Raw genomic sequence first — 14,439 nt, 5'->3', positions numbered from 1 at the left:
ACGGGTACAAGCCGGCAACGCTGGGTTTGAACCCGTTTTCTCAATTCATGGCGGTCAATCATGCTGCTTATAAGTATTTCTCACGAAGATAGTCAGCCTGTTCCTGTGTGATTGCATTGCTCCATTGATTGGAATCTCTGTCAAAAGCTGAATGCAGTCTGATTCAGCAAAACTATTATCTATTTGATTATTATGATGAAGTTCTAAAAAATATCGGAGAGATGATAGATATTGATTTTAGAAAACCCGCCAAATCTTGTATTTACTGGGTTTGACTGGTGTTTTGTATTTAGTTACCTGCAAAAGTCAGGATATATTCCCCATAAATTTTCAAGTCCAGTCCTCCATAACAGTCTCCCGCAAAGCCAGCGTTCCGCCGTGCTCGATTACATAATCCGCATATTCCCGTGCCTCTTCGACCCGTCCGATCTCTCGCAGATAAGTGCTGAGCATTCCGGCGAACATGACCTGCTCATAGGGGACGCGTGGCCGGGCGGTCTGAAGCCGTTTTACGGCCTGTTCCCGTCGGTCCTCCAGCCAGTCCAGCCGGGCCAGGAGGACTGTGCTTTGCTTCAGCGGTCGTCCGCCCTGGGTAAGAATACTGCGGTAGCGCTGGGCGTCCTGATCCTGATAAGCGTAATGAGCCTGGATGTTCAGGGAAAGCTGGCGGTATACCAGAGTGTTTTGCTTGGATGTCCAGCCATTTCTCATATAAAGCTCCGCTGTGTCCACCTGTCCGCAGGCTAGCAGCGCTTCTACATAAAGCTGCTCAAAGAAGCGCCGTTGTCGTCTGGCTACATTCCGAGCCTGCTTCTGATTTTTGTATATATCGTAGGGGACATATCGCGTTCCTTCATCGGCGATACGAAGGAGGCGCTTGGCGTCACAGTCCATATACAGAATATTCCGGAGTGCCTTAAAATTTTTCACCCCTGCAGCGCCGCCCCGGATCACAGCCAGCAGTCCGGAAACCAGAATAATCAGATACATCAGCCAGTTTTTCTCCCAAAACCACCCGTCGACTCGATAAGTAAATCCGGCTGTCGTCACTGTCCGCGAAAACGGCGGTCCCAGCAACACACTCGTAAGCATCATCAGCACGATAATTGCCGCAAAGTACAAAGTTAGATTCTGACGCACAGCGCGTTTCACATTTTGATAATAGGTAGTCAGTTCAGTCATAATTATCACCCTTTTTCGAAAGAATATAATTTAATTATAACGCATTTTCAGGAAGAAAATATGATTTTTCTCTTAAAAATTGGCATAAAAATCTGCTCGGGCGATCCGTCTCAACCCCTTGTGAGAATCCCCAATCTATGCTAAACTAACCATAAGTATTGCCATGCACCCTCAGCATCGGAGCACACACTACAGATGCATGGCGCGCAAATTAAATATATGGAGGCATACAATATGAAAAGAATCGGAATGCTGACCAGCGGTGGAGATTGCCAGGCACTGAACGCGACCATGCGCGGAATCGTAAAGGGTGTATGCAACGCACTGGATGAGGTAGAGCTTTACGGCTTTGAGGAAGGCTATAAGGGCCTGATTTACGGAAATTACCGGATGCTGACCCCGAGAGATTTTTCGGGAATCCTGACTAAGGGCGGAACCATCCTGGGAAGCTCCCGCCAGCCCTTCAAAATGATGCGGGTGCCGGATGAAAACGGACTGGACAAGGTAGAGGCCATGAAGCATACCTACCATAAGCTGCGTCTGGACTGCCTGGTGATTCTGGGCGGAAACGGAACCCAGAAGACTGCCAACCTTCTTAGGGAGGAGGGCCTGAATATTATCCATATGCCGAAGACCATCGATAACGATATCTGGGGCACGGATATGACCTTTGGTTTTCAGAGCGCAGTGGATATCGCTACGGATTGCATCGACTGTATCCATACCACGGCAGCCTCCCACGGCCGTGTATTCATCGTGGAGGTTATGGGACACAAGGTAGGACAGCTGACCCTGCACGCAGGTATCGCCGGAGGAGCGGATATCATTCTGATTCCGGAGATCCCCTACAGCATCGACAGTATCTGCCAGGCCATAGAGGCCCGCAATAAGCAGAAGAAGGGCTTCACCATTCTGGCGGTGGCAGAGGGCGCGATTCCCAAGGAGCGCGCCGAAATGAGCAAGAAGGATTTGAAGAAATTCATGGAGACCTACAAGTATCCGACCGTGTCCTACGAGATTGCGGCTCAGCTGACCGAGCGCTTAGGCACCGAGGTCCGCGTCACCGTTCCGGGCCACACCCAGCGGGGCGGAAGTCCCTGCCCCTACGACCGGGTCCTGTCCACCAGACTGGGCGCGGCTGCTGCACAGGCCATCGTAGACGACGCTTATGGATACATGATTGGTATTGTCAATGGGGAATGCCAGCGGATCCCGCTGGAGGAGTCCGCAGGCAAGCTGAAGTTTGTAGACCCGAATTCTTCCATTATATCAGAGGCGAAGATGATAGGCATCAGCTTCGGAGATTAAAACAACAAAGGGGAATTGATACATGTCGTATATGGCCCTCTACCGGAAGTTTCGACCTACAGAGTTCAGTGACGTCCGGGGACAGGATCACATTGTAACCACACTGAAAAATCAAATCAATGCAGACAGAATCGGACATGCCTACCTGTTTTGCGGTACCCGCGGTACCGGAAAAACAACGGTTGCGAAGATCTTCGCCCGGGCGGTGAACTGTGAACACCCGGTGGATGGCAACCCCTGCGGAACGTGCGCGGCCTGCCGCTCTATAGCGGCAGGCACTTCCATGAATGTGATAGAGATCGACGCCGCCTCCAACAACGGCGTGGACAACATCCGAGAGATCCGCGACGAGGTAGCCTACTCGCCCACTGAGGGTAAATACAAGGTCTACATCATCGACGAGGTGCATATGCTCTCCATCGGAGCCTTTAACGCATTGTTAAAGACTCTGGAGGAGCCGCCCTCCTATGTCATTTTCATTCTGGCAACCACCGAGGCCCACAAGATTCCGGTGACTATCTTGTCCCGGTGCCAGCGGTACGATTTCCGGCGGATTACGGCGGACACCATTACCGCCAGACTGCAGGAGCTGACGGAAAAAGAGGGCGTGGAGACGGAGGAGAAGGCCCTGCGCTATATCGCAAAGGCCGCGGACGGCTCCATGCGAGACGCCTTAAGCCTTCTGGATCAGTGCATTGCTTTTTATCTGAATCAGAAGCTGACCTATGATCATGTGCTGGATGTATTGGGAGCGGTGGATACTGAAGTTTACAGCAAGCTTCTGCGAATGACGCTGGAACGGGATTTGCCCGGCGTCATGGCGGAGATTGAGGAGCTGGTGGTCCAGGGCCGGGAGCTTGGTCAGTTCGTGACCGATTTCACTTGGTATCTGCGTAACCTGCTCCTGTTAAAGAGCAATGACAATATGGAAGACATTCTGGACGTCTCCACCGAGAACCTGGCCCGCCTGAAGGAAGAAGCCCTGCAGATCGAGGACGACACCCTGATGCGCTATATCCGTATTTTCTCGGAGTTGGGCGGACAGATCCGCTATGCGTCCCAGAAGCGGGTTCAGGTGGAGGTGGCCTTTATCAAGCTGTGCCGTCCCGCCATGGAGACGAAGACAGACGTGCTCCTGGATCGCATCCGCGTGCTGGAACAGGAGTTCGAGGCGAAGATGGAAGAACTGGAAAGCGGAGCCATTTCCTACGGAGGCAGCTGGCAAAATGGAGCGCCCGCAAGTGCCCCGGCAGAGCCGAAGAAACCTGTGCCTGCGTCTCCCGCGCCCAAGTCCCTGCCCGAAGACGTACAGAATGTGGTAAAGAATTGGCACAACGTGCTGAACCGCCTGCACCCGCTCCTGCGCACCTACTTAAAGGACGCGCAGCTGAAAGCAGTCGGCGACGGGAAGCTTGGCATCATCGCGGCCACGCCCACCGGCGAGGCTTTCCTGAAGGAGACCCGTCACATTCAGGAGATTAAAAACGTGATCTTACAGGATACCGGAAAGGACATGGAGATTCTGGTAGCCTGTATGGAAAATGACCCCCACGCGGAAGTGGGAGCGATTGACATCGAACAGGTCATTCATACAGAAATAGAATTTGAAGACGAATAAGGAGGAGTAAAAAATGGCAAAAAGAGGTGGATTTCCGGGAGGCATGGGCATGCCCGGCAATATGAACAATCTGATGAAGCAGGCCCAGAAGATGCAGCGCCAGATGGAGGAGAACCAGAAGGCTCTGGACGAGAAGGAGTACACTGCGGCAGCAGGCGGCGGAGCAGTCGAGGTCAAGATGACCGGTAAGAAAGAGATCACAAAAGTGACAATCGATCCGGATGCTATTGATCCCGAAGATGTGGAGACTCTGGAAGAAATGATCCAGATCGCAGTAAATCAAGTGCTGCGCCAGCAGGAAGAGGATTCCGCGTCCATGATGTCCGGCCTGACCGGCGGTCTTGGCGGAGGCTTTCCGTTCTAATGGACTATTACAGCAGTCAAATCAGTAAATTAATTGAGCAGCTGTCGAGTCTTCCGGGAATCGGCGGCAAGACGGCTCAGCGGCTGGCCTTCCACATCGTAAATATGCCTCTGGAGAAGGTGCAGGCACTGTCTGATTCCATCATCAATGCCAAGAAAAATGTCCGTTATTGTAAAGAATGCTTTACCATGACGGATCAGGAGCTCTGCCCCATCTGCGCCAATCCTAAGCGGAACCATAAGGTGATTATGGTGGTGGAGAATACCCGGGATCTGGCCGCCTACGAGAAGACCGGCAAATACGACGGCGTCTATCATGTGCTCCACGGAGCCATTTCCCCAATGCTTGGAATCGGCCCGGCAGATATCCGTCTCAAGGAGCTGATGACCAGACTGCAGGGAGATGTGGAAGAGGTCATCATTGCCACCAACTCCAGCCTGGAGGGGGAGACGACGGCCATGTACATCAGTAAGCTGATCAAACCGACCGGAATTAAGGTCAGCCGGATTGCCAGCGGCGTACCGGTGGGCGGAGATCTGGAATATATCGATGAGGTGACACTGCTCCGGGCGCTGGAGGGGCGGGTAGAACTGTAGGAAAGCCGATTGCTATTTACAGGATGCTGTTCCGCGAAGCGTGTTGCTGTGAAGGAGCGGAATAGCAATGAAAACGGACAGAAAACGACAGGAATTCACAAAGAACAGCTTGACCGACTCTGAAAGTCTCGGTATACTATAAGAAGCAGATTTTATTTTACAATATTTTATAAAAGGTGGGACAAACATGACGAATTTAGAACTCCAGAAGACGGCGAATGAAGTCCGCAAGGATATCGTTACTGCCGTTCACAGCGCAAAGTCCGGACATCCGGGCGGATCTCTGTCAGCAGCAGACATGTTTACATATCTGTATTTTGAAGAGATGAACATCGATCCGAAGGATCCGAAGAAGGCAGACAGAGACCGTTTCGTACTTTCTAAGGGTCACACAGCTCCGGGTCTGTATTCCGTTCTTGCTGAGAGAGGATTTTTCCCGAAGGAGGATTTGGTTACCTTAAGACACGTAGGCTCACATCTTCAGGGACATCCCTGTATGCAGCACACACCGGGTCTTGATATGTCCAGCGGATCTCTGGGACAGGGAATCTCCGCAGCAGTCGGCATGGCACTTTCCGCAAAGGTATCCGGCGACAGCTATCGTGTATACACACTGCTGGGCGACGGTGAGATCCAGGAAGGTCAGGTATGGGAGGCTTCCATGTTCGCAGGCGCGAAGCATCTGGACAACCTGTGCGTCATCGTAGATAACAACAATCTTCAGATTGACGGACCTATTGGCGAGGTAAACTCCCCGTATCCCATCGATGATAAATTCAAAGCGTTCAACTTCCATGTAATCAACATTGACGGTCACAACTTCGATGAGATCCGTATGGCTCTGAACGAAGCAAAGACCATCAAGGGTCAGCCCACAGCCATCATCATGAAGACGGTAAAGGGTAAGGGCGTGTCCTTCATGGAGAACAACGCGGGATGGCATGGTTCTGCTCCGAACGATGAGCAGTATGCAATCGCAATGGCAGATTTGGAGAAGGTAGGTGAAGCATTATGTCAGAAGTAAAGAAGGTCGCAACAAGAGAAAGCTATGGCAACGCGCTGAAGGAGCTCGGCGCTGAGAATCCGAACGTTCTGGTACTGGATGCTGACCTTGCCGGCGCAACCAAGACAGGCGTATTTAAGAAAGCATATCCGGATCGCTTCTTCGACTGCGGTATCGCAGAGGGCAATATGGTAGGTATCGCAGCAGGTCTTGCTACTACAGGCAAGATCCCGTTCTGCAGCACCTTCGCAATGTTCGCTGCCGGCCGTGCGTTCGAGCAGGTTCGTAACTCCGTAGGATATCCGCATCTGAATGTGAAGATTGCCGCTACTCATGCAGGAATTTCCGTAGGTGAGGATGGAGCTACCCATCAGTGCAACGAGGATATCGCTCTGATGCGTACAATTCCGGGCATGGTTGTCCTGAACCCGGCAGACGACGTAGAAGCAAGAGCAGCTGTAAAGGCAGCAGCTGAGTACGAGGGACCGGTATACCTGCGCTTTGGCAGACTGGCAGTTCCGGTATTCAATGATGAAGCAAACTATAAGTTTGAGATCGGAAAGGGCATCCTGTTAAGAGAGGGTACAGACCTTACCATCGTAGCTACAGGACTGTGCGTAAACAGCGCTCTGGAAGCAGCTGAGAAGCTGGCTGCAGAGGGCATTTCCGCAGAGGTAATCAATATCCACACCATCAAGCCGTTGGACGAGGAGATCATCCTGAAGTCCGCAAAGAAGACCGGCAAGGTAGTAACCGCAGAAGAGCATTCTGTGATCGGCGGCCTTGGCAGCGCTGTTTGCGACGTACTTAGTGAGAAGCTTCCGACTCCGGTAAAGAAGATCGGTGTATATGACGTATTCGGCGAGTCCGGCCCGGCAGTAAAGCTGCTTGAGAAGTACAAGCTGGATGGCGCTGGCGTATACGAGCAGATCAAAGACTGGCTGAAATAAGAATAAAAAGTCTGAAATAGACAGGAAAAAAGTAAGGCGGGTGCCCGATAGGGCATCTGCCTTTTGCATTATGTAAATGAATGAAATGAAGAACCCGGAATCCATCACGCGGAGGTGACGATTACCTTGATGTTGCGGTTATCGCGCATCTCATAAAGAGTCAGCATGTTAATCTTCTCGTCCGTTATAAACGTATTGATTTTATTCAGCGATGCTACAAAAAATGGCGCGGAGTGGGTGAATTTATCGCTGGTGGACACCAGAATCACTTCGCCGGTACAGCTTTCGATCATCTGCTGGGTGAGGGCGGCCTCGGAAAAATCATTGGCGCTCAGTCCGCTCTCCAGACTGATGGAATCGATGCCGATGAAGCACTTGTTGGCCCGGTTGAAATTTAACATCCGGATAGCGGCTTCGCCGACCACAGAGCTTCGGGTGGCGTGGAGATCCCCGCCGGTCAGTACCACGCGGATCAGCGGCGAACGCTCAATATTGACCACATTGACATTGTTGGTGATGATGGTACAGGGCGTATCGGAGATATACTTCAGAATTCCAAGGGCGGTGTAACTGGTATTGATATAGCAGACGTCGCCCGGTTTTACCATGGCGGCAGCGGCCTGCTGAATCCGCACGCGGGCATCGCGGTTCTTGAGGCGCATCCATTTTTTCTGTGCGGACTGATTCAGTGAAAGGCTGCTGTTCTTCAGCTCGATAATGTTCTGCTCCTGGAGCTCTTTGATATTTCTGCGCACTGTTAAAGGAGAAACGGAAAGGTAATTGGCCAGATCCTCGATATGGGTTTCGCCGTTTTCTGCCAGATATTCGATTGTAGCATCCAGACGCTTCTGGATTTCTTTGTCTGAGGTTCTCATGTATCTCCTTTACCTGCTGGGTTACAGCAATTGATTGATTAAATTTGCCGTGGTGTCTACGGCATATTCTACCAGCGCGCGTCCATACTCGGCGGTGGCGGCGCCCGGATCTCCGAAAGAACCGACCTTAATAAATTCATTCCAGTGCATGGGTCGGTACGCGAAATCCTTCGGCATATCCGGATATTCCGGAACTGCCCGGTTAAGATGTACCAGATCCGGACGCAGATAGAGCATCATAGCGGTTTCTGCTTCTCCGGCGTGAGGGATAGGGGCAGGAGCGGACTTGGCCTCAGCCATCAGCTCTTTGGAGAGAGCCATGGGGAAATGCCAGATGTTCGTCCAGCCAAATTCGTCGCGGATCTCCCGGGCCAGATCCTTTAAGATAGGGTAATTGCCGTTGTGACCGGACATCAGAACGATATTTTTCACATTCTGCTGTTCCAGGGAGCAGATAATCTCTCTTAAAATGCATTTCAACGCGGTGGGTGTCAGGGAAATTGTTCCAGGGAAGCCCTTGGCAGACCATACCTGACCGTAGGTTACAGGCGGCATCACCAGCATATCCGTCTTTTCCGCGATACGCAGCGCCAGCTCAAAGCCAATAATATTATCGGTATCCAGCGGCATGTGATATCCATGCTGCTCGCAGGAACCGCAGACCAGAATCGCGCCTTTATTGGAAGTTATTGTATCATTAAATTCTGGCGCTGTATAGTGTCCGGCATAAAAATCATTCTTTTTCATTAAAAAAACCTCCTCTAAACACATTTTATAGAAAAAATTATACTAAAAAATAAAGTATATGTCAAATGTATCAAAAAAATAAACGAAAATAAGATATAATATGTAAATAAATATAATTTAAATGAAAATATTATCATAAAACTATTGACAAGAAGATGTAATATGTATAAAATGGGGATCAAGAAAACAAAGGAGGGTTTTACGATATGTTAAATTTCTTGTCACTTCTGGTTTCAAACTTTCTGACGAAACCGGCGTTTTTTGTAGGAATCATCGTATTCTTCGGTTTGCTCGTGATTAAAAAACCGTGGTACGAGGCGCTGGCCGGATTTATCAAGACGGCAGTGGGTTTTTTCATTCTGACAGTAGGTTCGAACGGACTGTCCGCTACCTTCCGTCCGATTGTAAACGCCATCGGCGCGAAATTCGAATTGCAGGCGGCTGTAGTCGATACTTATTTCCTGTTGGGACAGATGTACGGAGAAGGCGGTCTGTATTCCATCGGAAATGCAGTTATGTGGACGATGTTTTCCTTCATTATTTCATTCGTATGGAATTTTGTGCTGGTTATTTTCAATAAATGGACCAGATGCCGTACCTTATATGTAACGGGACATACACTTCAGTGGTACACCACAGGAATTCTCTGGTTCACCTACATGGTGGCTCCGCAGACTCAGAATCTGGGCTTCAGTATTCTGTTCGGCATCCTGGCAGGAACCTGGGCTGCAGTCGGTTCTAACCTGACTGTAGAGGCGACACAGCGTTTGACAGGCAACGCAGGCTTTGCTATCGGCCATCAGGAGATGCTGGGCATCTGGTTTGTAGATAAGATTGCAGGCGTGTTTGGCGGTAAGGATCAGAAGAAGGTAGAAGATACCAAGCTTCCGGGCTTCCTGTCCATCTTCAATGACAACGTGGTATCCACAGCGCTGCTGATGACCATTTTCCTGGGCACTATCATGGCAATTATTGGACGTGAAACGTTGATGGAGAACGATACGACTTTTACAGCCAATACCCTGATGCTCACCTACATCGTTACCACCTGCTTCCATTTCTCTGTATATATGTACATCCTGCTGGCGGGCGTTCGGATGTTTGTATCTGAACTGATGAAGGCCTTCGACGGAATTTCCAAGAAGGTTGTAAAGGGAGCGATGCCTGCAGTAGACTGCGCAGTTTCCTACAACTTTGCGCATCCGAATGTACCGCTGTTCGGTTTTATCTTCGGTTTTCTGGGACAGCTGGTTGCTATCCTGGGCCTGTTGGTATTCAAATCTCCGCTGTTCCTGGTACCGGGCTTCGTGCCGCTGTTCTTTGATAATGCGACTGTGGCAGTATATGCCAACAACAGGGGCGGTCGCAGAGCAGCCATGATTGTACCATTCCTGAATGGTATCTTTCAGGTGGTTATCTCGCTGGTAATGATTCTGTTTGTACGGGCGGCAAGTGGAACTTTACTGACAGCATGGCCGGCATTCTTTGATAACAGTACGTTCTTTGCTGCATTTACTGTAGCTGTGAAATATATCAATCCGTATGTAGCTACCATAGTGACCGTATTGATTCTGCTAGGCATCACCCAGATTCACTACAGACATAACAAAGAGCATTACTACGATCACGTAAAACAGTAAAAGAAAAGAGGAAAACATATGTATAAGATTCTAGCGACCTGCGGTAATGGAATGGGTTCCAGCCTTTTAATGGAAATGAAGGTAAAGAGCGTATTTGACGCAAAGGGTCTGGAGTATGATATCAGCCATTGCAGCCTGGGCGAGGCCAAGACCATCGCCAATAATTACGACATCATTTTCTGCCCGATGGCATTCAAGGATTCTTTCTCCGGCCTGAAGGATGGTCTGCAGCTGATTCCCCTTCAGAACGTACTGTCTGAGGATGAAATTACAGAAAAGTGTAAAGAACATAAAGTATTTTGACATAACTCATTTCCTATAGTATACAGAAGCCCCGACGGACTGCGTTGATTTGTCTCGCAGCCTGCCGGGGCTTTCCCCTGTCTTAAAACTGTCGAAAAAAATTCCGAATCCCTCGACACCATCCGCCACACCTCGCGCCAGGTCTGTGTTACCATGCAGAAAATGAGCGGGCAATTACCCCCGGGGCGGTCCGGGATGCTCAAATTCATGAGAAAACAGCGGTAATGAGGTGAGTGTATGATTGAGTTCGTTTACAGAGAAAATGCGAAAGAAACGGGGCCGGAGCGGAAAATTGAGCTGCCGAAAAATGTGCGCCAGATAGGCGATCCGGAGGACAGACGTAAAATATATATAGAAGATTATGTGATTACCTATCTGCGGCGGCTGGCGGGAGAGGAGACGCTGAACAGCCGGGTAGCGATACTGCTTGGCCATTCCGAGCAGATGGACGGGCTTCCCTATCTGTTCATCCGGGGCGCTGTGGGCCTGAAGAAGCTGGAGTACATAGAAAACGGCATTCCCTTCACCGATGAGATCTGGGCGGAAGTGTACGGAGCCATGAAGGAGTACTTCGCGGATCTGGACATCCTGGGCTGGTATCTTTCCCTGCCCGGCTATCCCATGGAGCTTGGTCCGGAGCTTCTGAAAATTCATGTGAATTATTTCGGCGGTGTGGACAAGGTGCTGCTGGTGTCGGACTCTTCGGACGAGGCAGCAGATTTCTTTGCCTATGAAAATGGAAAACTGACGCGTCAGCGTGGCTATACGATATTCTATGAGCGCAACGAAGCCATGCAGCGCTACATGATTGAGACAGGGGATGGCGAAAGCATCGACGAAAAAGAACACTTTGAGGATCGGGCCATCAAGAGCTTTCGGACCATCGTGCAGGAGAAAAGGGAGGCATCCGGCCAGAAGCGGGTCATGACCTTCCTGTATATGGCCAGTACCTTTCTGGTGATGGTGGTGCTGGTTATCGGAATTACTCTCATCAATAATTATGAGAAAATGACCGGACTGGAGACAGCCCTGCGGGAACTGACGGATTCGCTGGAGCAGCAGGACACGGAGCTGAAAGCGGCCTATGCGGATCTGGGACAGGCTGAAGACGGGACGGCTCAGGATGGAACTGCGGCTGAGGAAAATCGGGTCGGAACAACGGTGGAGGACGCGGAGTCAGACGGGGAAACGGCTGCGCCGGAACAGGCGGATTCAGCAGACTTGGCAGAAGCTACAGAGGAGGCAGATAATGCAGCGGATTTCCAGGAGCAGGGCAATACCCAGGCAGAATCAGCGGATGACACAGCAGCCGCGCCTGCCACGTCAGAAGCAGTCACCTCCACCCCGGAGAGCTACACCGTCCGTAAGGGTGACACCCTCCTGAAAATCAGCCGCCGGATCTATGGCCGGGATGACGAGATAGACGCCATCTGCAGCCTGAATGGTATTGAGGATAGTGACCGGATACTGGAGGGACAAAAACTTTTGCTTCCCTAATGGATCTGTGCTATCATAGCATAAAAAGAGACACAGTCCGGAATGCCGGAGAAAGCGCCGGACAGTCACAGGATTGCAAAGGATAACAGCCCATGGCCAATATAACAAAGCTTTATGATACACCGCCCTACCAGGAGCAGGACAGCGATTCCAAGGATTATAAGAAAAAACTGCTTCGGCATCGGGCAGGAAAAGGCGCGAAATACCTGATTGGTGCCGTCGTCGTATTGTGCGGCTGCCTGGCGTTCAACGTCTGGTCCCGGAACAAAACCTACACCACCTATGAGACCACAGCGACAGTGGAACATAGCAGCACCGTAAATACTTTGTATACAGAATACAATGGCAAGCTTCTGAAATACAGCAAGGACGGCATTTCCTGTATCGCTTCCAATAACGAAGCCGTCTGGAGCCAGACCTACAATATGCAGAATCCCATGGTGGATATCTGCCAGAGCGCGGTCGCCGTAGCGGATCAACAGGGCAACACCGTATACGTCTTTGACGCCCAGGGCGCGGTCACCGAGATCAGCACCCTGCTTCCGATTCAGCAGATCAGCGTCTCCGCCCAGGGTGTAACAGCTATTTTACTGAACGACAGCACCGTATCCTGGATTTATCTCTATGATAAAGAAGGCAACAAGCTGGCGGAATCCCGCTGCAGTCTCGACGAGACCGGCCAGCCCATTTCCATCGGCATTTCCCCGGACGGAGCCAAGCTGGTGGTGTCCTATCTGCAGGTGCAGGAGGGAGCGGCGGCCAGCTGCGTGGTATTTTACAACTTCGGTTCCGTAGGAAGCAACTTTGTGGACAAAATCGTTTCGTCCAAGGTGTACGCGGACACGGTCATTCCTCGGGTCAAATACATCGGCAAATCCACCTGCGCGGCCATTTCCGATCAGGGAATCATCTATTATGAAGGCGCGGAGATTCCGGAGGAGAAAAATGCAGTCACTGTGGATTCTGAAATAGAAAGTATTTTCTGGGGGGACGGTCGTATCGGCATCGTTACGCTGGGCGACGACACTACCGAGGAGGCGGAAGAGGAAACCGGCAGATATCAGGTGGACCTCTATGATGCCTCTGGCAGACAGATCCTGTCCCAGAAGACGGACCTGGAATACAGCCAGGTAAAACTGTCTGGCAAATATCTGATTTTATATAATGAAAATGAATGCGAGATCTACAGCGAAAAGGGTGTCCTGAAATACAAGGGCTCTTTCGACAGCGTCATTGCGGATCTATATAAGGGAAATGGACGGAATAAATTCGTCCTGGTATTCTCAGACCGGACGGAAACCATCCGCTTACGGTAATAGTCATAAAGAAAAGTAAAAGAGCCTCGGCAAAAACAGATGCCGGGGCGCTCTGCTATCATAACAAAGGAGAAATATTATGAACTGGTTACTGCCCGCAGTAGGCTTATTTATCATATTATCCGCATGGGACGGACACCACAAAGGCTTCATCCGCAAAATCGTAGGCGTGCTGAGCCTGGCGCTGACCCTGATTATCACCTCGGTGGTATCGCCCTATCTTCATGTCTTCCTGAAAGAAAGCACCGGTCTGTACGGCTTCCTTCAGAATAGCATAGAAGGAAGCGACATGGAATTACTTGACGCGCTTCGCGTTCTTGGTATGGAAAATGCGGTAAGCGGTTATCTGGCAGACGAGATCCTGCGCTGGGCCGCCTTCCTGATTGCACTGCTTCTGGCAGGCGTTCTGATCCGCGGTATCGTATTCTCCCTTGGCATTGTGTCCCACCTGCCGATCCTCCACGGCCTCAACAAAACTGCCGGTCTGCTCCTGGGCTTCGCGGAGGGCGTGGTGCTGGTCTGGATATTCTTTGTGGTCATCACCGTATGTGCGTCCACCAGTGCCGGCGGCCAGCTCCTAAAAATGACTGCCCAGAGCAGTATCCTGTCCTGGCTCTACCGCAACAATCTGCTCCTGAATTGGCTGAGCTTGTAAAAATGGCTTAAAATCAAGGAAAAACAGGCTTTTTTCATCTGTGGAGCCGGGAATTGTACCTTCTGTAGAAAAAATATTAAAAATTTTAAAAAAAAGGTGTTGACATTCTCTTGCACCCGTGATAAAGTATAGAAGCTGTCGCGAGGGACAGCGGTTCACTTCAAAGCGAATCAAAGAACATCAAAAACTTTTTCAAAAAAAGTTAAAAAAGTTCTTGACAAGCAAGAACGAATGTGATAAGATAGTCGAGTCGCTTCGGTAAGGAACGACAAAGACAACAGAACGAACCTTGATAACTGAACAGTGTAAAACCTTGAAAATTCTAAGAGAATAATTCAAGAACAGTTTGGTCTTAGAAATAAGATTGAACACCTTTTAACAGTAA

At 50.4% G+C, this 14,439-nt stretch carries 14 protein-coding genes; 11 read left to right on the top strand and 3 right to left on the bottom strand.

Annotated features, from left to right (window positions below; all coding sequences use genetic code 11):
* Positions 1 to 330: 330 nt before the first annotated feature.
* Entirely contained in the window at positions 331 to 1,182 is an 852-nt protein-coding gene (locus tag ACESZP_RS14790) for a hypothetical protein (protein ID WP_499709502.1), read from the bottom strand.
* Positions 1,183 to 1,416: 234 nt separating this feature from the next.
* Between ACESZP_RS14790 and ACESZP_RS14785 the strand changes: the two genes are divergently transcribed.
* The 6 genes from ACESZP_RS14785 (at position 1,417) to ACESZP_RS14760 (ending at position 7,021) form a co-directional block, all read left to right on the top strand.
* Positions 1,417 to 2,490 (top strand): 6-phosphofructokinase, encoded by a 1,074-nt coding sequence (locus ACESZP_RS14785; protein ID WP_499709500.1) that lies wholly within the window; start codon positions 1,417 to 1,419, stop codon positions 2,488 to 2,490.
* A gap of 22 nt (positions 2,491 to 2,512) precedes the next feature.
* Positions 2,513 to 4,108 (top strand): DNA polymerase III subunit gamma/tau, encoded by a 1,596-nt coding sequence (gene dnaX, locus ACESZP_RS14780; RefSeq protein WP_178040165.1) that lies wholly within the window; start codon positions 2,513 to 2,515, stop codon positions 4,106 to 4,108.
* Between the two features lie 13 nt (positions 4,109 to 4,121).
* Positions 4,122 to 4,472 (top strand): YbaB/EbfC family nucleoid-associated protein, encoded by a 351-nt coding sequence (locus ACESZP_RS14775; RefSeq protein WP_178040166.1) that lies wholly within the window; start codon positions 4,122 to 4,124, stop codon positions 4,470 to 4,472.
* Entirely contained in the window at positions 4,472 to 5,068 is a 597-nt protein-coding gene (recR, locus tag ACESZP_RS14770) for a recombination mediator RecR (protein ID WP_178040167.1), read from the top strand. The genes ACESZP_RS14775 and recR overlap by 1 nt, the downstream gene beginning before the upstream one ends.
* A 187-nt stretch (positions 5,069 to 5,255) precedes the next feature.
* On the top strand, positions 5,256 to 6,092 hold the full coding sequence (locus ACESZP_RS14765) for a transketolase (RefSeq protein ID WP_158365291.1): 837 nt from the start codon (positions 5,256 to 5,258) through the stop codon (positions 6,090 to 6,092).
* A complete protein-coding gene (locus ACESZP_RS14760; protein WP_178040168.1) occupies positions 6,080 to 7,021 on the top strand; it encodes a transketolase C-terminal domain-containing protein in 942 nt (313 codons plus the stop codon). The genes ACESZP_RS14765 and ACESZP_RS14760 overlap by 13 nt, the downstream gene beginning before the upstream one ends.
* A gap of 104 nt (positions 7,022 to 7,125) precedes the next feature.
* Here ACESZP_RS14760 and ACESZP_RS14755 read toward each other — a convergent pair whose 3' ends face one another.
* Both ACESZP_RS14755 and ACESZP_RS14750 read right to left on the bottom strand, forming a co-directional pair.
* Positions 7,126 to 7,896 carry a DeoR/GlpR family DNA-binding transcription regulator gene (locus ACESZP_RS14755; RefSeq protein WP_499709499.1) on the bottom strand — a complete coding sequence of 257 codons (771 nt, stop codon included), beginning with the start codon at positions 7,894 to 7,896 and terminating at the stop codon, positions 7,126 to 7,128.
* 21 nt (positions 7,897 to 7,917) lie between these two features.
* Complete coding sequence (locus ACESZP_RS14750) at positions 7,918 to 8,643, bottom strand: creatininase family protein (RefSeq protein ID WP_499709498.1); 726 nt, start codon at positions 8,641 to 8,643, stop codon at positions 7,918 to 7,920.
* 206 nt (positions 8,644 to 8,849) lie between these two features.
* Between ACESZP_RS14750 and ACESZP_RS14745 the strand changes: the two genes are divergently transcribed.
* The 5 genes from ACESZP_RS14745 to ACESZP_RS14725 all read left to right on the top strand — a co-directional run bounded on the left by ACESZP_RS14745 (position 8,850) and on the right by ACESZP_RS14725 (position 14,054).
* The gene (locus ACESZP_RS14745; protein WP_499709497.1) at positions 8,850 to 10,283 is read left to right on the top strand and encodes a PTS sugar transporter subunit IIC; all 1,434 of its coding nucleotides are present in this window, start codon (positions 8,850 to 8,852) and stop codon (positions 10,281 to 10,283) included.
* An 18-nt stretch (positions 10,284 to 10,301) separates the two neighbouring features.
* Positions 10,302 to 10,586 (top strand): PTS sugar transporter subunit IIB, encoded by a 285-nt coding sequence (locus tag ACESZP_RS14740; protein WP_499709496.1) that lies wholly within the window; start codon positions 10,302 to 10,304, stop codon positions 10,584 to 10,586.
* 237 nt (positions 10,587 to 10,823) lie between these two features.
* Positions 10,824 to 12,083, top strand: coding sequence for a LysM peptidoglycan-binding domain-containing protein (locus ACESZP_RS14735; protein ID WP_499709495.1), 1,260 nt, complete (start codon positions 10,824 to 10,826; stop codon positions 12,081 to 12,083).
* 92 nt (positions 12,084 to 12,175) lie between these two features.
* On the top strand, positions 12,176 to 13,399 hold the full coding sequence (locus tag ACESZP_RS14730; RefSeq protein WP_499709494.1) for a DUF5711 family protein: 1,224 nt from the start codon (positions 12,176 to 12,178) through the stop codon (positions 13,397 to 13,399).
* Between the two features lie 79 nt (positions 13,400 to 13,478).
* Positions 13,479 to 14,054, top strand: a complete 576-nt coding sequence (locus ACESZP_RS14725) for a CvpA family protein (protein WP_499709493.1) — start codon at positions 13,479 to 13,481, stop codon at positions 14,052 to 14,054.
* Positions 14,055 to 14,439 lie beyond the last annotated feature (385 nt).

It is taken from the genome of Candidatus Dorea massiliensis AP6 (genome assembly GCF_964245105.1).
Classification (GTDB): Bacteria; Bacillota; Clostridia; order Lachnospirales; family Lachnospiraceae; genus Laedolimicola; species Laedolimicola intestinihominis.
The sequence above is the reverse complement of the archived record's forward strand: the minus strand, read 5'-3'. Positions and strand labels throughout refer to the sequence as shown.